The sequence below is a fragment of the Variovorax palleresanus genome (assembly GCF_051144945.1).
Lineage (GTDB): Bacteria > Pseudomonadota > Gammaproteobacteria > Burkholderiales > Burkholderiaceae_C > Variovorax > Variovorax paradoxus_S.
This window is the reverse complement of sequence record NZ_JBJNVP010000002.1, coordinates 1,047,613-1,074,220: the sequence shown is the minus strand read 5'-3', so window position 1 is coordinate 1,074,220 and position 26,608 is coordinate 1,047,613. Positions and strand designations below refer to the sequence as shown.

7 protein-coding genes are annotated in these 26,608 nt (G+C 69.0%); all 7 read left to right on the top strand.

Annotated elements, in window-relative coordinates:
* From ACJ7Z0_RS08710 to ACJ7Z0_RS08680, 7 genes are read left to right on the top strand one after another with little or no spacing between them, the layout of a single operon-like run.
* Entirely contained in the window at positions 1–738 is a 738-nt protein-coding gene (locus ACJ7Z0_RS08710; protein WP_434789518.1) for a thioesterase II family protein, read from the top strand.
* Positions 716–1,408, top strand: coding sequence for a 4'-phosphopantetheinyl transferase family protein (locus ACJ7Z0_RS08705; RefSeq protein ID WP_434789517.1), 693 nt, complete (start codon positions 716–718; stop codon positions 1,406–1,408). The genes ACJ7Z0_RS08710 and ACJ7Z0_RS08705 overlap by 23 nt, the downstream gene beginning before the upstream one ends.
* Positions 1,405–6,693, top strand: coding sequence for an amino acid adenylation domain-containing protein (locus ACJ7Z0_RS08700; protein ID WP_434789516.1), 5,289 nt, complete (start codon positions 1,405–1,407; stop codon positions 6,691–6,693). Before ACJ7Z0_RS08705 ends, ACJ7Z0_RS08700 begins: the two co-directional genes overlap by 4 nt.
* A complete protein-coding gene (locus ACJ7Z0_RS08695) occupies positions 6,693–11,285 on the top strand; it encodes a type I polyketide synthase (RefSeq protein ID WP_434789515.1) in 4,593 nt (1,530 codons plus the stop codon). The genes ACJ7Z0_RS08700 and ACJ7Z0_RS08695 overlap by 1 nt, the downstream gene beginning before the upstream one ends.
* The gene (locus tag ACJ7Z0_RS08690) at positions 11,282–14,620 is read left to right on the top strand and encodes an amino acid adenylation domain-containing protein (protein ID WP_434789514.1); all 3,339 of its coding nucleotides are present in this window, start codon (positions 11,282–11,284) and stop codon (positions 14,618–14,620) included. The genes ACJ7Z0_RS08695 and ACJ7Z0_RS08690 overlap by 4 nt, the downstream gene beginning before the upstream one ends.
* Positions 14,620–22,488, top strand: a complete 7,869-nt coding sequence (locus ACJ7Z0_RS08685) for an amino acid adenylation domain-containing protein (RefSeq protein ID WP_434789513.1) — start codon at positions 14,620–14,622, stop codon at positions 22,486–22,488. Before ACJ7Z0_RS08690 ends, ACJ7Z0_RS08685 begins: the two co-directional genes overlap by 1 nt.
* Positions 22,488–26,573, top strand: coding sequence for an amino acid adenylation domain-containing protein (locus ACJ7Z0_RS08680; RefSeq protein ID WP_434789512.1), 4,086 nt, complete (start codon positions 22,488–22,490; stop codon positions 26,571–26,573). The genes ACJ7Z0_RS08685 and ACJ7Z0_RS08680 overlap by 1 nt, the downstream gene beginning before the upstream one ends.
* The last annotated feature ends 35 nt before the right edge of the window (positions 26,574–26,608 follow it).

Genomic DNA, 26,608 nt, shown 5'->3' with positions numbered 1-26,608 from the left:
GTGGAGACGAGCGTCTCGCTGCTGTGCCTGCCGTGCGCGGGCGCCAGCGCCACGATGTACCTGCGCTGGCGCCGCCTGCTGCCGCGCTGGATTCGCGTCGTGCCCGTGGAACTGCCGGGCCGCGGCGGCCGGCTGGCCGAAAGCCCGGTTCAGGATTTCGACAGCCTCGTGGCGCAGCTCTGCGTGGAGCAGGCCGAGGCCATGCGCGGCGAGTTCGCGATCTTCGGCCACAGCATGGGTGCATTGCTTGCTTACGGCATGACGTGCCGATTGCGGTCGATGGGGCGTGCATTGCCTGTTGCCCTGCTTGCTTCGGGCAGCGCCGCGCCGTCTCGGCGTGATCCCGATCGCTTCGCGGACAAGACCGACGACGCTTCGCTGATCGCCGACTTGCGCAAGCAGGGTGGAACGCCGGAAGAAGTGTTTGCAAGCGCCGAGTTGATGCGCATCACGCTCGACGTGCTCGGCGCCGACTACCGCGTTTGCGAAGGCTTTCGACACGCGGGCGAGGCGCCGCTGCCGATGCCGGTGCACGTCTTCGCGGGGCGCGACGATGAGATCGAAGCCGAGCGCATCTACGCGTGGTCGGCCGAGGCGGGTGGTGCCTTTTCGCTCGACTGGTTCAGCGGCGGGCACTTCTTCCTCCGCCAGCAGGAAACGGCATTTCTGGCGGCGCTCTCGCAGCGCCTCGGAAAGGTCGTCGCACGGGATCGCCATGCATCTCACGCCCTGGCCTGATCCGCTGCCCGCGGGCATCGAGGTGTATCGCCTCGACTTCGACCTGACCGTTGAGGCACCGGCGGCGCGGCGGGTGCTGACGCCCGACGAGCTTGCAAAGGCCGACAGGTTTGCAAGAACCGCCGACCGCGTGCGCTTCACCGCGACACGTGCCGCGCTTCGCAATCTGCTTGCATCGCGCGTGGGCTGCGAGCCCGCCGAGGTGCCGCTTGTGGCGAGCCCGCACGGCAAGCCGCTCATCGAGCGTGCAGGCGGTGGCGCGCCGCAGTTCAACGTCTCGCACTCCGGGTCGCATGCACTCATCGCGCTGGGCGATGCACGGAGCGTGACCGAGATCGGCATCGACATCGAAGCGTGCAAGGCCGATGTCGACGTCGAGGCCATCTCCTCGCTGGCATTCACCGCCCGCGAATGCGGCGAAGTGCGCGATGCCGCCAATCGCCTGCATGCGCTCTACACCCGCTGGGTGGGCAAGGAAGCGGTGCTCAAAGCCATCGGCGTCGGCGTGGCCGGGCACCTGAAGTCGATCGGCATCCGGCCCGGCACGAACGGGCGCTTCGCCCTCGAATGCGCCGTTCCCGAATGGACGAATTTTCAAGCCGTGGCGCTCAGGGCGCCCACCGGCTACGCAGCCGCGCTCGCTTGGCGCGCAAAGGAAGAAACGACATGACCGAGATGCCGCAAAAGGCAAACCTGCAGCCGAAGAATTTTGTCGCCCATCTGCGCGCGCTGGCACGCACGCGGACTGACGACATCTGGCTCACCGTGGCCGGCACGGTGAACGGTGAATACCACGAAGACCCGATCAGCTACGGCGTCTTCGAGCGCCGCGTGCGCGCCCTTGCGGCCCGGTTGCAGCAGCAGTTTGCCAAGGGGGAGCGCGCGCTCATCATGCTCGACAACGGCGACCACTATGCGGTCTGCATGCTGGCCTGCTTCTACAGCGGCGTGATCGCGGTGCCGGTGTTCCCGCCCGAGTCCATGCGGCCGCAGCACCTGGCGCGGCTCACTGGCATTGCCACCGATTCAGAGGCGCACTGCGTGCTGACCTCCGCCGCCATTTCGCGCGCGATGAATGCGGGCGCGGGCCAGTTCGGAGGCGCCGAGATCATCGCCGTCGATGCGGTGGATGCGGCGCTTGCCGATGAATGGACGCCGTTCGATCCCACCGACGACGACATCGCGTTCCTGCAGTACACCTCGGGTTCGACCTCTGCGCCCAAGGGCGTGATGGTGACGCACGGCAACCTGGTCGCCAACGAAGCGGCCATGACGCACGGCATGGGCGTGAGGCCCGAAGACAAGTTCGTCTGCTGGGCGCCGCTCTATCACGACATGGGCCTGATCGGCGGGCTGCTGCTGCCGCTCTACAACAGCATTCCGCTGGTGCTCACTTCGCCGGGCTACTTTCTCGAGCGCCCGGTGCGCTGGCTCGAGCTGATCTCGCGCCATCGTGCCACCCACAGCGGCGGGCCCGATTTTTCCTTCCGCCTCTGTCTCGAGCGAGTGAACGATGCGCGGCTGGCGCAGCTTGACCTGTCGAGCTGGCGCGTGGCCTACACGGGCGCGGAGCCCGTGCGCGAAGACACCGAAACCGAATTCATCGCGCGCTTTGCTGCCGCGGGCTTCGACGCGCGAGCCGCCTACCCCTGCTACGGCCTGGCCGAGGGCACCCTGTTCGTCACCGGCGGCATGCGCGGCGACGGCATGACGGCGCGCACCTTCTCCACCGACGGCCTGGCCCGCGGCACCGGCACGCCGGCCGACGAGGGCACGATGCTGGTCGGCTGCGGCGTCGCGGCCCCAGGGCATCGGGTCGAGATCGTCGACGTCGAGTCGCTGCTGCCGGCGGCATCCGGAAAGATCGGTGAAATCTGGACCTGCGGCCCGAGCATCTGCCTCGGCTACTGGGGCAAGGAGCGCGAGACCCGCGAGACCTTCGTCCTGCGCGACGGCCAGCGCTGGCTGCGAACCGGCGACCTCGGCTTCATGCACGAAGGCCAGCTCTACGTCACGGGGCGGATCAAGGACCTGATCATCGTCCGCGGCCACAACATCTACCCGCAGGACATCGAGCGGCTCATCGAGGCCGAGGTCGACGCGGTGCGCAAGAGCCGTGTGGCGGTCTTTGCGGTGCAGGGTGCCGGCGGCGAAGGCATCGGCGTCGCGGCCGAGGTGTCGCGCAGCATGCAGAAGCTGGTGCCGCCGGAGGTGCTGGTCGATGCGCTCGGCGCCGCCGTGAGCGAGATGTTCGGCGAGCCGCTGTCGGTCGTGCTGCTGCTCAACCCCGGCGGCCTCCCCAAGACGACCAGCGGCAAGCTGCAGCGCAGCGCCTGCCGCGCAGGCTGGATCGACGGGACTGCCGACGCGTATGCGATCTACCAGCACGGTGCCTTCGTGCGGGGCGGGCCCAGCGAGGCAGCGCCCGAGGCGCCGCTGGACGAGGTCGAGCAGGTCCTCGCCGACATCTGGCGCGAGGTCTGGAAACATGGCGACGACGACCGCGCGCTGGCTCGCGATGCCCACTTCTTCAACCGTGGTGGCAGTTCCCTTACGGCCACGCAGGCGGCCGCGCGCATCTCGGCGCATTGGCAGATCGACTTTCCGGCGCGGATGCTGTTCGAGCAGCCGCGCCTGCAGGCTTGCGCAGCGGCCATCCGGCAACTGCAGGCGCAAGGCGTGCGCCCGCAGCGTGCACCGATTCCCGTGCTCTCGGCAGAGCGCCGGCTGTTGCCGATGCCGCTCTCCCACGCGCAGGAGCGCCAGTGGTTTCTCTGGCGGGTCGATCCGCACAGTGCGGCCTATCACATGAGTGGCGCGCTTCGACTCACGGGAGCGTTGAACGCAGATGCCTTGCGCGCCGCGCTCGATGGCCTCGTCACGCGCCACGAATCGCTGCGCACGGTATTCAGCGCTGCCGCCGATGGCCATGCGGAGCAATGGGTCAAGCCCTCGGGCTCCGTGCCGCTGGCGATGATCGACTTGCGCGGGGAGCGCGAGGAGCAACTGACAGAAGCAACACGGCGCCTCAAGGCCGAGCCCTTCGATCTGACGCAGGGTCCGCTGTTGCGTGCCGCGCTGATCCGCACCGCCGACGAGACCCATGTGCTCGCCGTGGTGATGCACCACATCATTTCCGACGGCGCCTCGATGCAGTTGCTGATCGACGAACTGGCCGCCGGCTACGCCGCACATCTGGGTGGAGAAGCCAGGCGACTGCCTGCGCCGCGCATCCAGTACGCCGACTACGCGCTCTGGCAGCGCGAGTGGCTTGCGGCCGGCGAGGGCGAGCGGCAGCTGGCCTGGTGGCGCGCGCACCTCGGTGACACGCACGCAGCGCTGGATTTGCGCACCGACCATCCGCGCAAGGCACAGGCCGGCTACAGCGCCGCGCGCCATGCCTTCGAGCTGCCTGCCAACCTGCTCGACAAGCTGCGCGGCATGGCGGACACCCAGGGCGCGACGCTCTTCATGGCGCTGCTCGCAGGCTTCCAGTCGCTGCTGCACCGCCACACGGGGCAGGAAGACATACGCATCGGCGCGCCGATTGCCAACCGCAACCGCGTGGAGGTCGAGGGCGTGGTCGGGCTCTTCGTCAACACCCTGGTGCTGCGCAACCCGATCCACGGCCGCCTGAGTGCATCGCGTGTACTGGCGCAGGCGCGCGAGGCGGTGCTGGGCGCGCAGGCGAACCAGGACCTGCCTTTCGAGCAGTTGGTGCAGGCACTGCAACCCGAACGCAGCCTGAGCCGCACGCCCCTGTTCCAGGTCATGTTCAACCATCTGTTCGAGGACTACCGCGCATTCGCGCAGCTGCCCGGTATCGCGGCACAGGACCACGCACTGCCCGATCTCGCGGCGCAGTTCGAGCTCACGCTCGAAGCGCGCGAGAGGCCCGACGGCCATCTGTCGCTCGCGGTGATCTATGCGGCCGAGCTGTTCGAGCAGGACACCATCGAGCGGATGGCCGGCCACTACGTCGCCATCCTGCAGGCGCTGGCCGATCGTCCTGACCAGCCGGTGGGCGACATCGAACTCCTCGGCGCATCCGAGCAGGCGCAACTCACTGCATGGAGCGTGAACGCGCAGCGGGAGCCGCAGCACGAGCCCGTGCATCGCCTGATCGAGCGGCAGGCCCGGCTGCAGCCGAATGCCACCGCGCTGCTCTTCGGCGACGAGGAACTGAGCTTCAGCGAACTCAACCGCCGCGCCAACCGCCTGGCCCACCGCCTGATCGCCCTGGGCGTCAAGCCCGATGCACTGGTGGGCATCGCGATGGAGCGCTCGGTCGAACTGGTGGTGGCCATCCTCGGCATCCTCAAGGCCGGCGGCGCCTACCTGCCGTTGGACCCGGACTACCCCGCCGAGCGCCTGGCCTACATGGTGCAGGACAGTGGCCTTCAGCTGCTGCTGGCCCACCGCGCCACGCGCGCCTGCCTGCACGACCGCAGCCGCCTGACCACGCTGGAAATCGACAGCCTCGACTTCGGCAACGAGCCCGACGCCGATCCCCAGGTCGCGTTGCACGGCGAGAACCTCGCCTACGTGATCTACACCTCGGGCTCCACCGGCCAGCCCAAGGGCGCCGCCATCCGGCACGACGCGCTGCACAGCTGCATGGCCTGGATGCAGCGCACCTACGGCCTCACCCGCGACGACACCGTGCTGCACAAGGCCCCGTTCGGCTTCGACGTCTCGGTGTGGGAGCTGTTCTGGCCAATGACCGCGGGCGTGCGGCTGGTGGTGGCCAACCCTGGCGACCACCGCGACCCGGCCCGGCTGGTCGACCTCATCCAGCGCCACCAGGTCACCACCCTCAACTTCGTGCCCTCCATGCTGCAGGCCTTTCTTGCGCACGAAGGCATCGACGCCAGCACGCGGCTGCGCCACATCATCTGTGGCGGCGAGGCGATGCCGGCCGAAACGCAGAAGGAGACGCTGCAACGCCTGCGCGGTGCCACGCTGCAGAACCTCTACGGCCCGACCGAAACCACGATCCACGTCACGCGCTGGACCTGCCGCCTGTATCCCGATGACAGTGGCCAGAGTCTCGTGCCCATCGGCCAGCCGATCAGCCACACCAGCGCCCATGTGCTGGATGCCGAGCTGAACCGGGTGCCCCCGGGGGTCGCGGGCGAGCTGTACCTGGGCGGCGTGAGCCTGGCCCGCGGCTACCTGAACCGGCCGGGCCTGAGCGCCGAGCGCTTCGTGGCCGATCCGTTCGACGGCAAGGGAGGCAGGCTGTATCGCACCGGCGACCTGGTGCGCTGGAACACCGAGGGCCAGATCGAGTACCTGGGCCGCATCGACCACCAGGTGAAGATCCGCGGCCTGCGCATCGAGTTGGGCGAGATCGAGGCGCAACTGCTCGCGCAGCCCGAAGTGCGCGAGGCGGTAGTGGTGGCGAAGGACGGTCCGGCCGGCGCACGCCTGGTGGCCTACCTTGCGGCGCATGCGGGCCAGGCCATCGACACTGCGGTGCTGAAGGAACGTCTGGCACAGGTGCTGCCCGACTACATGGTGCCGCGCGCCTTCGCCGTGCTCGACGGCCTGCCGCTGAACGCCAATGGCAAGGTGGACCGCAAGGCGCTGCCGGAGCTCGTCTTCGCCAGCGAGCTTGCCTACGAAACACCGCAGGGCCACGTGGCGCAGACGGTGGCCGCGGTGTGGGCCGAGGTGCTGCAGGTCGAACAGGTCGGGCAGCACGACAACTTCTTCGATCTCGGCGGCCACTCGCTGCTGCTGATCCGCGCGCACCGCCTGCTGGAAGACCGGCTGCAGGCCACGATCCCCGTGGTCAACCTCTTCAAGTACCCCACCATCGAATCGCTGGCCCAGTGGATCGAGCAGGCGCCGGCCGGTGCCGCGTCGTCTGCCGCAGCTGGCGACGACCGGGCATTGCGCCAGCGCGCCGCCATGCTTCAACGCCGCAAGACAGCAGAGAGAGTCAACTGATGTCCAACTCCCAAGAGTTCTCCGAACCGACCGGCATCGAGATCGCCATCGTCGGCATGGCCGGGCGCTTTCCCGGCGCCGATGACGTGGACGCTTTCTGGCGCAACGTGCGTGATGGCGTGGAGTCGGTCTCGCGCTTCACCGACGACGAACTGCGCGCGCGCGGCGTGCCGCAGAGCTTGCTGGACGATCCCGAGTACGTGAAGGCCGGCGTGACGTTCGACGGCTTCGACCAGTTCGACGCCGGCTTCTTCGGCTACACGCCGCGCGAGGCCGAGACCCTCGATCCGCAGCAGCGCGTCTTCCTGGAGTGCGCCTGGGCTTCGCTCGAACACGCCGGCTGCGACGTCGCGCGCTGGCCCGGCAAGGTCGGCGTCTATGCGGGCGAGGGCACCAACCTGTACCTGATCCGCAACCTGCTGCCATCCTTCGGCCTCGGCGCGGAGAGCGGCATTGCCGACCTGCTCGGGCTGATGAACGGCAACTCCGGCGGCTCGCTGTGCACCCGCGTCGCCTACAAGCTCGACCTGCGCGGCCCCGCGGTCACCGTGCAGACGGCATGCTCGACGTCGCTGGTCGCGGTGCACACCGCGTGCCAGGCGCTGCTGGGCCACGACTGCGACATGGCCCTGGCGGGCGGCGTGTGGCTCAACCTGCTGCAAGAGGGCGGCTATCGCTACCAGGCCGGCGCCATCCTGTCGCCCGACGGTCATTGCCGCGCCTTCGACGCCAAGGCCGCGGGCACGCTCATCGGCAGCGGCGCCGGCGTGGTCGTGCTCAAGCGCCTGGACGATGCGCTGCGCGACGGCGACGCCATCCATGCGGTGATCAAGGGCTCGGCCGCCAACAACGACGGTGCCGCCAAGGTGGGCTTCACCGCGCCCAGCGTGGATGGGCAGGCCGAAGTCATCCGCGCGGCGCAGCTCATCGCGGGCGTGGCGGCGGACACCATCGGCTACGTGGAGGCGCACGGCACCGGCACCACGCTCGGCGACCCGATCGAGATCGCCGCGCTGACCCAGGCCTTTCGCGCCGATACCGAGCGGCGCGGCTTCTGCGCCATCGGCTCCGTGAAGACCAACATCGGCCACCTCGACGCGGCCGCCGGCGTGGCGGGGCTCATCAAGGCGACGATGGCGCTCAAGCACCGCGTGCTGCCGCCAAGCCTGCATTTCGAACAGCCCAATCCGCAGATCGATTTCGCGGCGAGCCCGTTCTATGTGAATACCGAAGCGCGCGCGTGGGCCGAGGGGCGCATGCCGCGGCGTGCGGGCGTGAGCTCTTTCGGCATCGGCGGCACCAACGTGCACGTCGTGCTCGAAGAAGCACCGGCCGTTGCAAATGCGGCGACGGCGCCGGGATGGCAGGTCTTGCCCGTCTCGGCCAAGAGCGAAGCTGCCTTGGCGCAAGGGCGCACACAGCTCGCGGCGCATCTGCAGGCACGGCCCGCACAGCCGCTGCAAGACGTGGCCCACACGCTGCAAACCGGGCGCCGCGCCTTTGCATGGCGCAGCGCCGTGGTGGCGAACGATCCGGAGATGGCCGCACAGATGTTGTCGGCTCCCGCCGCCGCACCGCGCAAGGCACCGCTCTCAGCGCCCGAGGTGGTCTTTCTGTTTCCGGGCAGCGGCAGCCAGCATGCCTTCATGGGCGCGGCGCTCTACCGCGAACGCGCCGTGTTCCGCGAGGCGCTCGATCGCTGCATCGCCTTGCTGCGCGCGCAAAGCGGCATCGACCTGCACCCGCTGCTGTTTCCAGCCGCCGGCGAAGAGGCGCTGGCGAACGAGCGCCTGTTCCACATCGAGGTCGCGCAGCCGGCGCTCTTTGCTGTCGAGTATGCGATGGCGCAATGGTGGCTGCACAGCAGTGTGAAGCCCGCGCTGATGATGGGTCACAGCCTCGGCGAATACGTCGCCGCCTGCGTGGCGGGCGTCTTTTCGCTGGAAGACGCGCTACGCATCGTCGCGCAGCGCGCGCGCCTCGTGCAGGCGCTGCCGGCCGGCGCGATGCTCGCGGTGCCGCTGCCTGAATCCGAGCTCGCGCCTTTCCTTGCGGCAGGCTGCGACCTCGCGGCGGTGAACGGCGAGCAGCTCTGCGTGCTGGCCGGCACGCCCGAAGCCATCGCGCATGCCGAGGAAGCATTGCGCGCGCGCCAGCATCTGCCGCGTCGCCTGCATGTCGCCGTGGCCTTCCATTCGCGGCTGGTCGATCCGGCGGTGGCCGCGCTGGAGCAACTGGTCGCTTCGGTGCCGCGTCACGCGCCGCGCATTCCTTTCATTTCGAACCTGACCGGTGAACCGATCACCGCGCAGGAGGCGACCAGCCCCGCGTACTGGGGCCGGCACTTGCGCAATACCGTGCGCTTCGCCGATGGGCTGCGCCACATCTTCAGCAAGCCCGGGCGCGTGGTGCTCGAAGTCGGCCCCGGCGAGATGCTGACAGGGCTGGCGCGACAGCATCCGGGCAGCAGCTCAGCCGCCGGCCTGTGGGCCAGCCAGGCGCATGCACAGCAGACCGCGCGCAACAGCCAGCAGTTGGCGAATGCCGTCGCGGGCCTGTGGACCGCCGGCATCGACATCGACTGGACCGCATGCCACGAAGGCGGCGAGAGGCGCCGCGTGCCGCTGCCCACCTATGCCTTCCAGCGCCAGCGCTTCTGGGTCGAGGCCGGGGCCGCCGTACGGCCCTCGTCGCCGGCTGCGGCCGCCGATCTTTTCTATGCGCCGAACTGGCAGCGAAGCACGCCGTTGTTGCCGCCCGCCGCAGAGCAAGCCGACCGCACGGGCTGCACGCTGATCCTGGGCGACGCCGATAGCTTCACCGACCGCTTGGCCCGCACGCTGCGGGATCGCGGCGAACAGGTGGTGCTGGCACTGCGAGGCTCGCGCTTTGCGCGCACTGCGCCGCGGCAATACACGATTCGACAAGGCGAACGCGCCGACCACGAAGCCCTGCTGCGGGAAGTGGAAGCCGAAGCGGGCGCTGTCCATCGGATTCATCATCTGTGGAGCCTCGACGGCGGCCGGTCCGCGCCGCCGCCGCATGCAGGCGTCTTCGAAGCCGGTTACTTCAGCCTGCTCGCGCTCGTGCATGCGCTCGACGCCTTGGGTGGATCGGGCCGCGCGCCAATGGCGCTGACCATCGTCACCGACGGCCTCGAGGACGTTTCAGGCACCGAGGTGCTGGCACCCGAGAAGGCAACGCTGCTCGGCATCGCCAAGGTCGTGGGCCAGGAATATCCGTCGATCGCCTGCCGCGTCGTCGACGTGGTGCTGCCCGCGCCGGAAAGCGCGGCGGAAAGCGACCTGGCACGCCGGGTCGCCGACGAGGCCGCATCCGCACACGATGATTTCGTGGTCGCCTACCGCGGGCCGCATCGCTGGACCAAGAACTACGAGCCATTGCCGATGCAACGCGCCACGCAGCGGCTCCGCGAGGGCGGCGTGTACCTCATCACCGGCGGCATGGGCGGCGTCGGCCTGGCGCTGGCGCGGCATCTGAGCCGCGCATGGAAGGCCCGGCTGGTGCTGCTCGGCCGCACGCCATTGCCTGCGCGCGTCGACTGGGAGCGCATCGCCGCCTCGACCGACGAACCCGCGGCATTGCGCCGCAAGCTGCGCCAACTGATCGAACTCGAAACCGCCGGCGCGCAAGTGCTCACGGTGACGGCGGACGTGACCGACCCCGCCCAGCTGCGCGAAGCCCTGGCGGCGGCGCATGCGCGCTTCGGCGCGGTCAACGGCGTGGTCCACGCTGTGATGGACCCGGGGCTCGGCATGATCGTGCAGCGCACCTGGGCTCAGGTGGAGGCAGCCTTCGCGCCCAAGGTGGCGGGCACGCGCGCATTGCTCGACGCACTGCGCGGCGAGCCGTTGGACTTCGTGCTCTTCTGTTCCTCCATCGCCACGCTCGTCGGCGGCCTGAGCCGCAGCGACTATGCCGCCGCCAATGCCTTTCTCGATGCACTGGCAACGGCCCACCGCCGCACGTCGGCGCTGCCGGTGTTCTCGGTGAACTGGGACGCCTGGCGCGACGTCGGCGCCGCGGCCGACATGAACCTGCCCGAAGGCGTCGGCCTCGACGAGCGCACCGGCGTGCTCGCCTTCGAGCGCATCGTCAACGGCCCCGACCTGCCTCAGACGGTGGTTTCCGTGTCGCCGCTGGCGCCGCGCCTGCGCCCGCTCGGCAATCTGCTCGACGCGGTGGAAGCCCAAGACACCGCGCCGTCGGCCGAAGCCCGCACCAGCCATGCACGTCCCGCGCTGCCCACACCGTATGCCGCACCCGAAGGCGAACTGGAAGAAGGGCTGGCCGCGCTGTGGACCGAAGCCCTCGGCATCGCGCCCGTGGGCGCACACGACAACCTGTTCGAGCTGGGCGGCGATTCGCTGCTGGCCATCCGCCTGCTGTCCCGTGTGCGCAAGGCCTACGGCGTAGAGCTGCAACCGGCCGATTTCTTCAAGGCACCGACGGTGGCCGAGCTGGCCGCGTTGGTCGAGCTGCGGCTGATCGAGGAGATCGAGCGCGAAGCCCCGGCCACCGACGACCCGCATCCGCCAGCGGATCGCATCACTGCGAGTTTTTCATCATGAGCGAAACATCCCCTCTTTCCGAACGGCGCGCGAAGCTGTCGCCCGAGCAGCTGAGCCTGCTGCAGCGCCGCTTGAAACCGGGCGGCAACGCGGCGCCCGCGCGCGAGGCCATCGTGCGCAGCCACATCGACGGCCCCGTGCCCGTGTCCTTCGCGCAGCAGGGCCAGTGGTTCCTGTGGCAGCTGAACCCTGCGAACACGGCTTACCACGTTGGTGGTGGACTTGGTTTTTCGGGGCCGCTCGATGTAACGGCGCTGCAGGATGCGATGCAGTCGCTCGCCAGGCGCCATGAAGCCTTGCGCACCGTGTTCGGCCCCGGCCCCGAAGGCCTGCCGGAGCAGCGCGTCCAGGCGGAAGTCCGCATCGACATTCCCTTCGTCGATCTCAGCGTGCTCGATGCGGCCGCGCGCGAATCCCGCTACGGCGACGCGGTGGACCAGGTCTGCCGCACCGCCTTCGACCTGACGGCCGGCCCCTTGCTGCGCTGCGCCTTGCTCAAGATGGCCGATGGCGAGCACCAGTTGCTGCTCATGATGCACCACATCATTTCCGATGCATGGTCGGTCGAGCTCATGCTGGACGAGCTCGCGCAGGCTTATGCCGCGCGAACGCAGGGCGCACAGAGCGCGCAGCCGGGGCCGGAGATCGGCTATGTCGACTTCACGCTGTGGCAGCGCAAGTGGCTTGCCGACGGCGAAGGCGAGCGGCAGCTCGGCTACTGGCGCGAGCGTCTCGGTGGCAGCCAGCCGGTGCTCTCCCTGACTACCGACCAGCCGCGTTCCGCCGAGGCCCACTACAGCGCGGCGCAGCATTCGCTCGACATTCCCATGGGTCTTGCGCAGGAACTGAAGCAGCTGTCGCGTGCGCAGGGCGGCACCTTGTTCATGACGCTGCTCGCGGCCTTCCATGCCCTGCTGTTCCGCTACACCGGCCAGAACGAGATTCGCGTCGGCGTGCCTGTTGCGGGCCGCAGTCGTCCGGAAACCGCGGGCGTCATCGGCATCTTCATCAACACGCTCGTGCTCGATGCGCGCCTGCACGCGCAGACGAGCCTGGCCGAATTGCTCGCGCAAGTCCGCGACACCGCCATCGAGGCCCAGGCGCACCAGGACCTGCCGTTCGAACGCCTCGTGCAGACGCTGCGCGCGGAGCACGGGCACGCGGCCGCGCCGCTGTTCCAGGTGATGTTCAACCACCTGGGGCAGGGCGACCGCCCGCTGCGCGGCTGGCCCGGTCTGCAGGTGCGGCGCATCGATCTGGAGGAGCGCGCGGCGCCCTTCGAGCTGACGCTGGAAACCATCGAACGCGAAGACGGCGGCATCCGGGCCAACTTCCGCTATGCGGCCGAGCTGTTCGAGCCGGAGACTGTCGAACGCATGGCCGGCCACTACAAGCGCGTGCTCGAAGCGCTGGTGAAACTGCCGGTTTCGAAGCTCGGCGAACTGGATCTGTTGGGCGATGCGGAGCGCGCCCGGCTCGCGCAATGGGGCGTCAACACCCATCGCCGCGGCGAAGCGCAATGCGTGCATCGCCTGATCGAGCAACAGGCGGCCGAGTGTCCGAATGCCACTGCGCTGATCTTCGACGCGGAAGTCTTGAGCTACGGCGAACTCGACCGCCGGGCCAACCAATTGGCGCATCGCCTGATCGAGCAGGGTGTGCGCCCCGAGGTGAAGGTCGGCGTCGCGCTGGAGCGCAGCATCGAGCTGGTGGTCGGCCTCTTGGCCATTCTGAAGGCGGGCGGCGCTTATGTGCCGCTCGACCCGGAATACCCCGCGGACCGCATCGCCTACATGGTGGAAGACAGCGGGCTCGCGCTGGTGTTGACGCAGGAGCGCCTCAAGGAACGCCTGCCGCTGCAGACCGGCGTGCCGATGCTCACGCTCGACACGCTGGACCTCGGCGGCTATCTGGAAAGCAACCCGGCGGTGGCGCTCGACAGCGAGAACCTCGCCTACGTGATCTACACCTCGGGTTCGACCGGCAAGCCCAAGGGCGCAGCCAACCGACATGGTTCGCTCTACAACCGCCTGGTGTGGATGCAGCAGTCTTACAAGCTCGGCGAGGCGGACACCGTGCTGCAGAAGACGCCGTTCAGCTTCGACGTGTCGGTGTGGGAGTTCTTCTGGCCGCTGATGTTCGGCGCCCGGCTGGCCGTGGCCAACCCCGGCGACCACCGAGAACCGGCGCACCTTGCGCAGCTGATCCGCACGCATCAAGTGAGCACGCTGCACTTCGTGCCCTCGATGCTCCAGGCCTTTCTGGCGCACCCGGGCATCGAGGCGTGCACCAGCCTGCGGCGGATCGTCTGCAGCGGCGAGGCACTGCCGGCCGAAGCGCAGAACGAGGTGTTCAGGCGGCTGCCGCAGGCCGCGCTCTACAACCTGTATGGCCCCACCGAGGCGGCCATCGACGTGACGCACTGGAGCTGCCGCGACGACGGACGCACGCAGGTGCCGATCGGGCGGCCGATCGACGACACGCAAACCTATGTGCTCGACGCCGAGCTGAACCTGATGCCGCCGGGCGCCGCGGGCGAGCTATACCTGGGCGGTGCGGGGCTCGCGCGGGGCTACGTGCAGCGCGCGGCGTTGACCGCCGAGCGCTTCGTGGCCGATCCGTTCGACGGCGACGGCGACGGCGGTGGCAGGCTGTACCGCACCGGCGACCTGGTGCGCTGGAACAGCGAAGGCCAGCTCGACTACCTGGGCCGCATCGATCACCAGGTGAAGATCCGCGGCTTTCGCATCGAGCTGGGCGAGATCGAGGCGCAGCTGCTCGCGCAGCCCGAAGTGCGCGAGGCCGTCGTCGTTGCGAGCCAGGGCGCGGGCGGCGCGCGGCTCGTGGCCTATGTTTCGGCGCAGGCCGGTGAGGCCATCGACACCGCGCGCCTGCGCGAACGCCTCGGCCGGGCGCTGCCCGACTACATGGTGCCCAGTCTCTTCATGGTGCTGGAGACTCTGCCGCTGAACGCCAACGGCAAGGTCGACCGCAAGGCGCTGCCCGAACCCGAGCGCGCGAACGCCCAGGCCTACGAGGCGCCGCAGGGCGCCGTGGAAGAAGCGCTTGCTGCGGTGTGGGCCGAGGTGCTCGGCGTGCCGGGCGTGGGCCGCCACGACAACTTCTTCGAGCTCGGCGGGCATTCGCTCATGTCCGTGCAGGTGGTCGCGCGGGTGCAGGGCGCGATGCACGCGGACCTGACCGTCAGCGACATTTTCAGGCAGCCGGTTCTCTTGGACATGGCCCGACTCATTGCAGGTGCCGGCGAAAGGAAACCCGTGGCCCAGTCTCTCTCCGACATCGACGCCTTCATGGACAGCCTGGAGATCGCTTGATGGAATTCACGGCAGCCACCCATGACCAGATCGGCAAGCGCTTCTCGCGCCTGAACCCGGCGCAGCGCCGGGCGGTGTACCAGAAGATCCGCGCCGAAGGGCTGACGATCGGGCAGTTTCCGATTCTCCAACGCGACGAGGCGGCGCGCGTCGCCTGCCCGCCCTCGTATGCCCAGATGCGCCAGTGGTTCCTCTGGCAGCTGGAGCCGGGCAGTTCGGCGTATCACATCTCGGGTGCGCTCCGGCTTGAGGGCGCGCTGAACCGCGATGCGCTGCAGGTCAGTTTCGACGCCCTGGTCGAACGCCATGAGTCGCTGCGCACGGTGTTCCGCGCGAACGCCGAAGGCCTGGTCGAGCAGGTGGTGCAGCAGCGCGCGGGGCTGGACATTCCGCTCATCGACCTTGGCGCGCTCGCGGATGGAGAGCGCGATGCGCGGGCGCAGCAAGAAGCCCGGCGCATCGCCGAGACGCCCTTCGACCTGACGGCCGATCCGCTGCTCCGGGTGGCGCTGATCCGGCTTGAGGAAAACGCGCACCTGCTCGTGGTCGTGATGCATCACATCGTGTCCGACGGCTGGTCGCTGCAGATCCTCGTGGACGAGTTCACGGCGCACTACCGCGCGCGGGCCAACGGGCAGCCGTCGCGGCTTGCGCCTTTGCCCATTCAGTACGCCGACTACGCCGTCTGGCAGCGGCACTGGCTGGAGGCCGGCGAGAAAGAGCGGCAACTCGGCTACTGGAAGGCGCACCTCGGCACCGAACACCCGGTGCTGCAATTGCCGACGGACCGCCCGCGGCGCACCGATGGCCGATACCGCGCCGCCCGCCATGACGTGGCCCTGCCGCAGAAGGTGGTGGATGCACTGCACAAGCGCGCGCAGGCCCAGGGCGCCACGCTCTTCATGGTGCTGCTCACGGGGCTGCAGGTGCTGCTGCACCGCCACACCGCGCAGCAGGACATCCGCATCGGCGTGCCGGTTGCCAACCGCCATCGCGTGGAGGCCGAAAAGGTCATCGGCTTCTTCGTCAACACCCAGGTCCTGCGCAACGTGCTGACCAGCCGCACCAGCCTGCTGCAGGCGCTGGAAGCCACGCGCGATGCGGCGCTGGGCGCGCAGTCGCACCAGGACCTGCCTTTCGAACAGCTGGTGGAGGCCCTGCAGCCCGAGCGCAGCCTTGGCACGGCGCCGTTGTTCCAGGTGATGTTCAACCACCAGCGGCGCGACCATCGCGCGCTGCAGAACCTGCCCGGCCTGACCTTGCAGGACCACGAGCTGGGCGGGCAGGCCGCGCAGTTCGAACTCACGCTGAGCATCATCGAAGACGCCCAGGGCCATGTGCAGGCCAGCTTTCACTATGCAGAGGAGCTGTTCGACGCGGAGACCATGGCGCAGATGGCGGGGCACTACCTGGCGGTGCTGGGCGCGCTGGCCGACAGTCCGGCGCAGGCGGTCGGCGACGTCGACCTGCTTGCGCCCGCCGAGAAAGAACGGCTCGCGCAATGGGGCGTCAACGCCCCGGACGAGCAGGGCAGCGAGCCCGTGCATCGCCTGATGGAGCGGCAGGCGCACGAGCGCCCCGAGGCCACGGCGCTGCTGTTTGGCGACGAGACGTTGACTTACGCCGAACTCGACCGCCGCGCCAACCGCCTGGCCCATCGGCTGATCGCGCTCGGCGTGAGGCCGGACACGCGCGTCGGCATCGCGGTGGAGCGGTCTTTCGACGTGGTGGTCGGCCTGCTCGGCATCCTGAAGGCCGGCGGCGCCTACGTGCCGCTGGACCCGGAGTACCCCGCGGACCGGCTGGCCTACATGGTTGCGGACAGCGGCATCGACCTGCTCGTGACGCAAAGCCACGTGAAGGCGCGCATCCCCTGCGGCGACCACGTGCGCGTGCTGCAGCTCGACACGCTGGACCTGTCCGCCGAGCCAGTGCATTCGCCCCACGTTCCGGTGCATGGCGACAACCTGGCCTACATCATCTACACCTCGGGCTCGACCGGCATGCCCAAGGGCGTGATGGTGTCGCACGGACCCTTTGCCGCACATTGCGTGGAAACGGCCGTGCTGTACGAGATGGGGCCGCACTCCTGCGAGCTGCACTTTCTCTCGTTCTCCTTCGACGGTGCGCACGAACGCCTCTTCACGGCCCTGTGCTGCGGCGCCTCGCTGCTGCTGCGCGATGCATCGCTGTGGACCGCCGAGCAGACGCTGGACGCGATGACGCGCCACCGCGTGACCAATGCCGGCTTTCCTCCGGCCTACCTGCGGCAGCTCGCAGACTGGGCACGCGACACCGGCCGTTGCCCGCCGGTGCAGCTGTATTCGTTCGGCGGCGAAGCGATGTCGCGCGAAGGCTTCGACGCGGTGCGCCGCCATCTGAAGCCCCAGCTGCTGATCAACGGCTACGGCCCTACCGAAGCGGTGGTTACGCCGATGCTGTGGAAGGTCGATGGCGCGGCGAGTTTCGAAGAAGGCTACGCGCCCATCGGCCGGCCCGTGGGCGACCGCAGCGCGCGCGTGCTCGATGCCGACCTCAACCTCGTGCCGCGCAACGTCGCGGGCGAGCTGTACCTCGGCGGCGCCGGTCTGGCGCGCGGCTACCTGCGCCGCGCCGCGCTCACGGCCGAGCGTTTCGTGGCGGATCCCTTCGACGCGGACGGCGGGCGGTTGTACCGGACGGGCGACTGGGTGCGCTGGCGCGACGACGGCCAGCTCGAATACCTGGGTCGCATCGACCACCAGGTGAAGGTCCGCGGGTTCCGCATCGAGCTGGGCGAGATCGAGGCCCAGCTGCTGGCCCAGCCTGAAGTGCGTGAAGCCGTGGTGATCGCTCGCCACGGGCCGGCCGGCGCACGGCTTGCAGCCTATGTGTCGCTGAAGGCGGGGCAATCCGTCGATGTGGCGGCACTGAAGGATCGGCTCGCTCGGGCGCTGCCCGACTACATGGTGCCTTCGGCCATCGTGGTGCTCGGCGCGCTACCGCTGAGCCCGAACGGCAAGGTCGACCGGCAGGCCCTGCCGGAGCCCGAACTCCTGCAGGACGAGAAGGCGTACGAAGCGCCGCAGGGCGAGGCCGAACAGGCCATCGCGAAGGTCTGGACCGGCGTGCTCGGCCTGGAACGCGTAGGCCGGAACGACAACTTCTTCGAACTGGGTGGCGATTCCATCCTGAGCCTGCAGATCGTGGCGCGGCTGCGCCTCGCGGGCTGGAAGGTGAGCCCCAAGCAGATCTTCGAGCGCCAGACCGTGGCCCAGCTCGCGGGCGCGGCCGAACCGGTGGGCGATGCGAAGCGCACGGCTGCCGGCGATGCCGAGGGCGAGGCGCCGCTGCTGCCGTTCCAGCATGCCTTCTTCGAAATGCAGATGCCGGTGCGCAACCACTGGAACCAGGCGGTGCTGCTGAAGTGCCGCGAGCCTTTGCAGCTGCCGGCCTTCGGGCAGGCATTGCAGGCCGTGGTGCGGCACCACGACAGCCTGGGCCTGCGCTACAGCCAGGATGACCAAGGCACATGGCACCAGCACTACACCGCGATGCCGGACAGCGAACTCGCCGAACTGCTGTGGGTGCGCAAGGCCCGCGATGCGGCGCAGCTTGAAGCGCTCTGCGACGAAGCGCAGCGCAGTCTCGATCTTGCGCGCGGACCGCTGCTGCGCGCGCTCGCGGTCGAACTGCCGGGCGGCGAATCGCGGCTGCTGCTGGCCATTCACCACATGGTTGTCGATGGCGTGTCGTGGCGCATCCTGCTGGAAGACCTGCAGGACGCCTACCGCCACCGCCTTGCGGGGCAGCCCATCGTGCTGCCCGCCAAGAGCAGCAGCTACAAGGATTGGACCGTCGCACTGCAGGGCTACGCCCAGCGCCATGCCGAAGGGATCGGCCATTGGCAAGCGCTGGCGGACGTGCCCGCGAGCCTGCCGTGTGCCCACCCCGACGCATCGAACACCGTCGCCGACCAGCAGACCGTCGAGCTTCGGCTGGACAAGGCGACGACGCAGGCGCTGCTGAAGGACGCACCCGCGGCCTATCGCACGCAGGCCAACGACCTGCTGTTGACCGCGCTGGGCCGTGCGCTGTGCGCATGGGCGGGCCACGCCAAGGTGCTGGTCGATCTGGAGGGGCATGGCCGCGAAGACCTGTTCGACCACATCGACCTGTCGCGCACCGTGGGCTGGTTCACCACGTTGTTCCCGGTCGCGCTCGATCCGCTGGGAGAACCGAGCGAAGCCATCAAGCGCGTGAAGGAAAGCCTGCGCCGCATTCCCGACAAGGGGCTGGGACACGGTGTGCTCAAGCACCTCGTCAGCGCTGCGCAGCAACAGGCGCTGCGCGCGTTGCCCCGTGCACAGGTGGTCTTCAACTACCTCGGCCAGTTCGACGCCGGTTTCGACGAGCGTGCGCAATGGGTGCTGGCCCAGGAACCGAGCGGTGCGCCGGTGGATGCAGGCGCACCGCTGACGCACGAGTTCGCGGTCAACGGCCAGGTCCACGAAGGCGTGCTCGAACTGCGCGTGAGCTACAGCCAGGCGCGCCACGACCGCGGTGCAGTGGAAGGCTGGGTGCAGCGCTTCCAGCAGGAGCTCGAAGCGCTGGTGGCGCATTGCACCAGCGGCGCAGAGGGCGTGACGCCGTCGGACTTTCCGCTGGCGCGCATCGGCCCGCAGCAGCTCGATGCCTTGCCGGTTCCGGCAGCGAACCTGGCGGACCTGTACCCGCTTTCGCCGATGCAGGCCGGCATGCTGTTCCACAGCCTGTATGCGCCTGGAGGCAGCGCCTACGTGAACCAGTTGCGCGTCGACATCGACGGGCTCGACGTCGCGCGCTTCAAGGCCGCATGGCGCGCGCTGCTGGAGCGGCACGAGGTGCTGCGCACCGGTTTCCTGGTGGGTGAGCCCGCCCTCCAATGGGTGGCCCGGAAGATCGAGTTGCCGATGGCCGAGCACGACTGGCGGAACCGTGGCGACGTGGCCCGCGCGCTCGATGACCTGGCGCAGGCACAGCTCGCGCAAGGCTTCGATCTGGCCCAGCCGCCGCTGATGCGGCTCGTGCTGGTGCATACGCCAGGCGGCAAGCACCACTTCGTCTGGACCATGCACCACCTGCTGCTGGACGGCTGGAGCACCTCGCAGCTGATGGGCGAGATGCTGCGGCACTATGCCGGCGAAGCTCTTGCATCCCAGGGCGGACGCTACGCGGACTACATCGCGTGGCTGCAGCAGCGCGACGGCGAGGCCGACGAGCGCTACTGGCGCGAACAGCTGGGCGGCGTCGAAGGCCCCACATGGCTCGCCAACACCCTGCCCAAGCCGCGCGATGCGCAGGCAGGTCATGGCGGCATGCAGCGCTTTGAGATTGGAGCGCAGCGCACGCGCGCGCTGATGGAAGCGGCGAAGCGCGAACGCGTGACCCTCAACACGCTGGTGCAGGCCGCATGGGCCTTGCTGCTGGCGCGCCACACGGGGCAGCGCACGGTGAGCTTCGGCGCCACCGTGGCGGGCAGGCCGATCGAGCTGCCCGGTGCGCAGCAGATGCTGGGCCTTTTCATCAACACGCTGCCGGTGATCGCCACGCTGCAGCCGGCGCAGCGCGTGGGCGATTGGCTGCGCGCGCTGCAGGCCCGGAACCTCGGTGCGCAGGCGCACGAGCACACGCCGCTCTACGAGATTCAGCGTTGGGCGGGGCAGGGCGGCCAAGACCTGTTCGACAGCATCGTGGTGTTCGAGAACTATCCGCTGGACCAGGCGCTGACGCGGGGCGCGCCGGACCGGTTGCGCTTCGGCGAGGTATGGAACCGCGAAGAGACGAACTACCCGATGACGCTGTCGGTGAACCAGGGCGAGACGCTGGTGCTGAGCTACAGCCATGCACGCAGCCAGTTCGATGAAGCGATGGTTCGGACGCTGGCCGACCGGATGGAGACGCTGCTCGAAGCGCTTGCGCATGCACCAGGTGCGCGGGTGGGCGATATCGGCCTGCAGGATGAAAACGATTCATCACAACTCGAATCAGTGAAAGACCTGCACGCCGGCGACACCGAGTTGCCCGTGCATCGCTGGTTCGAACGGCAGGCCGCACTGCATGCGAATGCAACGGCGGTGGTCTTCGGCAATGAAAGCCTGAGCTACGCCGAACTCGACGCGCGCGCCAACCGGCTCGCGCACCGGCTGATCAGCCTTGGCGTGGGGCCGGAGGTGAAGGTGGGCATCGCGGTGGAACGCTCCATCGAGATGGTGGTGGGCCTGCTCGGCATCCTGAAGGCCGGTGGTGCCTACGTGCCGCTCGACCCCGAGTACCCCGCCGATCGCCTGGCCTACATGATCGCGGACAGCGGCATCCGCCTGCTGCTGACGCAAAGCCATGTGACGCCGAAGCTTCCGCTGCAGGACGACGTGCGCGTGCTGGCGCTCGACACGGCCGACCTGAGCGCGGAGCCCTCGCATGCGCCCGAGGTGGCGGTGCATGCCGACCACCTGGTCTACGTCATCTACACCTCGGGCTCCACCGGCCGCCCCAAGGGAACGCAGCTGACCCACCGCAACGTGACGCGGCTGCTCGACTCGACGCAGCCCTGGTTCGGCTTCGGTGCGCAGGACGTGTGGACGAACTTCCACTCCTATGCCTTCGATTTCTCGGTGTGGGAAATCTTCGGTGCACTGTGCACCGGCGGCAAGCTGGTGGTCGTGCCGTTCTGGGTCAGCCGTTCGCCCGGCGATTTCGTGGCGCTGCTGCGCGAGCAGCGAGTCACCGTGCTGAACCAGACGCCATCGGCCTTCCGTCAATTGATGCACAGCGCGGCGCTGGCCGCGGGCGACCGCCTGCCGCTGCGCTGCGTGATCTTCGGCGGCGAGGCGCTCGAACCCGAGAGCCTGCGCCCATGGATCGATCGCTTCGGCGACCAGCAGCCGCAGCTGGTCAACATGTACGGCATCACCGAAACGACGGTGCACGTGACCTACCGGCCGATCGTGCGCGCCGACCTCGACGAACAGAGCAGCCCGGTGGGCGCCTGCATTCCGGACCTCGGCCTGTGGGTGCTCGACAGCGACCTCAATCCGCTGCCCGTTGGCGTGGCGGGCGAGCTTCATGTCTCGGGCGCGGGCCTGGCGCGTGGCTACCTGAACCGGGCCGGCCTGAGCGCGGAGCGCTTCGTCGCCGCCCCCTTCGGCACGGTGGGTGGGCGGCTCTATCGCACCGGCGACCTCGTGCGCTGGCGCGGCGACGGCCAGCTCGACTACCTCGGGCGCATCGACCACCAGGTGAAGATTCGCGGCTTCCGCATCGAGCTTGGCGAGATCGAGGCGCAGCTGCTTGCGCAGCCCGAGGTGCGCGAAGCGGTCGTGCTGGCGAAGGAGGGTGCGGGCGGTACGCGGCTCGTGGCCTATGTGTCCGCGCGGGCGGGGCAGACGGCGGATGCCGTGGTGCTGCGCGAGCGGCTGCTGCAGAAGCTGCCGGACTACATGGTGCCGGCGGCCTTGATGGTGCTCGATGCCGTGCCCTTGAATTCGAACGGCAAGGTCGACCGCAAGGCGCTGCCCGACCCGGAGCTGGCGAGCGGCAGTGCGTATGCGCCGCCCGTTGGAGAGGTGGAGGGCGCGCTCGCCGCCATCTGGGCCGAGGTGCTCGAGGTGGAGCGCGTCGGGCGCAACGACAACTTCTTCGAGCTGGGCGGCCACTCGCTGAGCCTCTTGGCCGTGCAGACCAAGGTGCAGAAGCAGTTCGCGGTGCAGCTGCCGCTCAAGCGCTATTTTGAAAACCCGACGCTGGCCGCCATGGCCGGCGTCGTGCAGGACGAGGTGGGCACAGCGGCGGCGGGAGGGTCCGAAGACCTCGCGCAGATGGCCGCGCTGCTCGACCTTCTGGAGGATTGATGGAGATCGACAAGCACAGCATTGCGGATCGCTTTGCGCGCCTGCCCCCGGAAAAGCAGAAGGCGTTTCTCGGCCTGCTGCAAAAGCAGGGCGTGGACTTTGCCAAGCTGCCCATCGTGGCCCTGCCGGCCGGAACCCGGGCCGAGCTTTCCTATGCGCAGATGCGCCAGTGGTTTCTTTGGCAACTGGACCCGAAGAGCACGGCGTACCACATCTCCGGTGCGCTGAAGCTGCACGGGACGCTGGACGTCGAGGCGCTGAAGACAAGTTTTGCCGCGCTGCTCGAACGCCATGCCTCGCTGCGCACGGTGTTCCAGCCGGATGCACAGGGGCTGTGCGAACAGATCGTGCGGGACCATGTCGATCTCGAGATTCCGGTGATCGATCTGGTCGGTGCGCAGGGCGATGTGGAAGCGCATGCGCGCGAAGAAGCCCGCCGCCTGAGCGCGACGCCCTTCGATCTCACGACGGGTCCGCTGATGCGGGTCGGCGTGATCCGGCTCGCGCCGCAGGTGCACGTGCTCGTGCTGGTGATGCATCACATCATTGCCGACGGCGCCTCGCTGCATCTTCTGGTGGGCGAGTTCGTCGCGCAGTACCGTGCGCGAGTGCACGGCGAAGGGTTGGAGCTGCCGCCGCTGCCGATTCGCTACGCGGACTACGCGGCATGGCAACGCAACTGGCTGGAGGCGGGCGAGAAAGATACGCAGCTCGCCTACTGGACCGAACGCCTCGGCACCGGCAACCCGGTGCTGCAACTGGCAACGGACCACAGCCGGCGGCCGAGTGGGCACTACACGGCAGCGAGGCACGGCGTCGATCTTGCGCTGGAGCTGGTGCAGGGCCTCCACAAGCGCGCACGCGCCCAGGGCGCGACGCTCTTCACGGTGCTGCTGGCGGCGTTCCAGGCGCTGCTGCATCGATACACCGGGCAGCAGGACATCCGCGTCGGCGTGTCGGTGGCCAGCCGCCATCGGGCGGAGACGGAGGGCGTCATCGGGCTCTTCGTCAACACGCAGGTCATGCGCAGCGCGGTCGAAAGCCGCATGAGTCTGGCCAAAGTGCTGGCGCAGGCGAAGGAGGCCGCGATGGGCGCGCAGGCGCACCAGGATCTTCCGTTCGAACAACTGGTGGAGGCGCTGCAGCCCGAGCGCAGCCTGAGCGTGAGCCCGCTGTTCCAGGTGATGTTCAGCCACGAGCGGACCGACTCCCGCACGCTGAAGCAGTTGCCCGGCCTTGAACTGGAAGAGTATCCACTCGCGGCGCCGGTGGCTCAGTTCGAACTGGTGTTGAGCACCAGCGAGGATGCGGACGGGCGGCTGCACACAAGCTTCATCTATGCCTCGGAGCTGTTCGAGCCCGCCACCATCGAACGCATGACCGCGCACTACGTCGCGATGCTCGGTGCGCTGGCCGGCGACGACGGGCACGCGGTGGGCGACGTCGAGCTGATGGACGCGCCCGAGCAGGCGCAACTCACTGCATGGAGCGTGAACACGCAGCGCGAGCCAGGGGCCGAGCCCGTGCACCGCCTGATCGAGCGGCAGGCCCGACTGCAGCCGGACTCCACCGCGCTGCTCTTCGGCGACGAGGAACTGAGCTTTAGCGAACTCAACCGCCGCGCCAACCGCCTGGCCCACCGCTTGATCGCGCTCGGCGTCAAGCCCGACACGCTGGTGGGCATCGCGATGGAGCGCTCGGTCGAACTGGTGGTGGCCATCCTCGGCGTGCTCAAGGCCGGCGGCGCCTACCTGCCGCTGGACCCGGAATACCCGTCCGAACGCCTGGCCTACATGGTGCAGGACAGCGGCCTTCAGCTGCTGCTGGCCCACCGCGCCACGCGCGCCTGCCTGCACGACCGCAGCCGCCTGACCACGCTGGAAATCGACAGCCTCGACTTCGGCAACGAGCCCGATGCCGATCCGCAAGTCCCACTGCACGGCGAGAACCTCGCCTACGTGATCTACACCTCGGGCTCCACCGGCCAGCCCAAGGGCGCCGCCATCCGCCACCATGCCCTGCACAGCTGCATGGCCTGGATGCAGCGCACCTACGGCCTCACCCGCGACGACACCGTGCTGCACAAGGCCCCGTTCGGCTTCGACGTGTCGGTGTGGGAGCTGTTCTGGCCGATGACCGCGGGCGCGCGGCTGGTGGTGGCCAACCCTGGCGACCACCGCGACCCGGCCCGGCTGGTGGACCTCATCCAGCGCCACCAGGTCACCACCCTCAACTTCGTGCCCTCGATGCTGCAGGCCTTCCTTGCGCACGAAGGCATCGAGGCCAGCACGCGGCTGCGCCACATCATCTGCGGCGGCGAGGCGATGCCGGCCGAGACGCAGAAAGAGACACTGCAGCGCCTCAGTGGTGCGACGCTGCAGAACCTCTACGGGCCGACCGAGACCACCATCCACGTCACGCGCTGGACCTGCCGGGATGATGGCCAGAGCCTCGTGCCCATCGGCCAGCCGATCAGCCACACCAGCGCCCATGTGCTGGATGCCGAGCTGAACCGGGTGCCCCCGGGGGTCGCGGGCGAGCTGTACCTGGGCGGCGTGAGCCTGGCCCGCGGCTACCTGAACCGGCCGGGCCTGAGCGCCGAGCGCTTCGTGGCCGATCCGTTCGACCACCAAGGCGGCCGGCTCTACCGCACCGGCGATCTGGTGCGCTGGAATGCCGAGGGGCAGATCGAGTACCTGGGCCGCATCGACCACCAGGTGAAGATCCGCGGCCTGCGCATCGAACTGGGCGAGATCGAGGCGCAACTGCTCGCGCAGCCCGAGGTGCGAGAAGCCGTCGTCGTGGCGAAGGACGGCCCGGCGGGCGCACGGCTGGTGGCCTACATCGCGGCGCATGCGGGCCAGGCCATCGACACCGCGGTGCTCAAGGAGCGCCTTGCCCAGGTGCTGCCCGACTACATGGTGCCGCGCGCCTTCGCCGTGCTCGACGGCCTGCCGCTGAACGCCAATGGCAAGGTGGATCGCAAGGCGCTGCCGGAGCCGGAAGGGCTGGGCAGCGAACGCGCCCACGAGGCACCAGAAGGCGATGTCGAAGAGGCATTGGCCGGAATCTGGCGCGAGGTGCTGGGCGTGGCGCGCGTGGGGCGCAACGACAACTTCTTCGAGCTGGGCGGCGATTCCCTCCTGAGCCTCAAGCTGATCGCGCTCGTCCGCAAGCAGCTGCCCGGCGGCAGCCACCTGAGCCTGGCCGATGTGATGCAGGCCGGCAACCTTCGCGAGCTGGCCGCGCGCGTGCAACAACGGGCCGACAGCGCGAACGATGCGGTGTGCCTGCATGCGGGCGGTGCGGGCGTGCCGCTGTTCTGCCTTCCGGGCCTGATCGTCAACTCGCGCGAGTTCCAGCCGCTGGCGCGCGCGGTGCAGGGCGACCGGCCGGTGTATGCCTTCGTGAGCCACGTCTACACGCGCAAGCGCTGGCGCGGCTTTGCCATTCGCGAGCTTGCGGCCGAATATGCGGACTTCATCGTCGCAACCGCCACCGGCGGCCGCTGCGCACTGCTGGGCTGGTCGCTGGGCGGCGACCTGGCTTTCGAGGTGGCGCGGCAGCTGCAGGGGCGCATCGAGATCGTGTTCTTCGGCGCGGTCGATGTGTTCGAGTCGGAGCCGATGGTTCCGGCGGGCACGTTGGCGCCGGCGCAGCGCCTGCAGGCCGACGAGGTGCTGGCCGCATGGCTTGCCAAGTCGGACATGGCGGCGCAATGGAAAGAGCTGTTCGCCCGCATGACCGAGGCCGAGCAGACCTGGGTGGCCGAGCAACTGCTGGCTCCCGCCTGGGTGTCGCCGCTCGACGGTGCGGGCGACGAGGCCTACGAGTACCTGCTGTGGGCCACGCTCGACAGCCGCGTGCAGTCGGCGCGCTACCAGGAGGCCAGGACGGACTTGCCGGTGCAGGTGTTCCATGCCGAGCGCTCGCTGGAGGCGCCGGGTGCCCTGCGCCGCTGGCCCGACCGCGCGCGCGTGCTCTCGACCGAGGTGGTTGCGCGCACCGGGCACCTGGACATCATCCGCGACGCGCAGTTCGGCGCCACCGTGAAGCGCCGCCTGCTGGCGCTCGATCCCGCCTAGCGCGGCAACGCCGCGGCCTCACGCAAAAAAAAGGC

Bases quoted from the DNA above. Each gene is read 5' to 3' on its own strand.
- ACJ7Z0_RS08705 (WP_434789517.1), top strand. From the start codon at position 716: ATGCATCTCACGCCCTGGCCTGATCCGCTGCCCGCGGGCATCGAGGTG.
- ACJ7Z0_RS08700 (WP_434789516.1), top strand. From the start codon at position 1,405: ATGACCGAGATGCCGCAAAAGGCAAACCTGCAGCCGAAGAATTTTGTC.
- ACJ7Z0_RS08695 (WP_434789515.1), top strand. From the start codon at position 6,693: ATGTCCAACTCCCAAGAGTTCTCCGAACCGACCGGCATCGAGATCGCC.
- ACJ7Z0_RS08690 (WP_434789514.1), top strand. From the start codon at position 11,282: ATGAGCGAAACATCCCCTCTTTCCGAACGGCGCGCGAAGCTGTCGCCC.
- ACJ7Z0_RS08685 (WP_434789513.1), top strand. From the start codon at position 14,620: ATGGAATTCACGGCAGCCACCCATGACCAGATCGGCAAGCGCTTCTCG.
- ACJ7Z0_RS08680 (WP_434789512.1), top strand. From the start codon at position 22,488: ATGGAGATCGACAAGCACAGCATTGCGGATCGCTTTGCGCGCCTGCCC.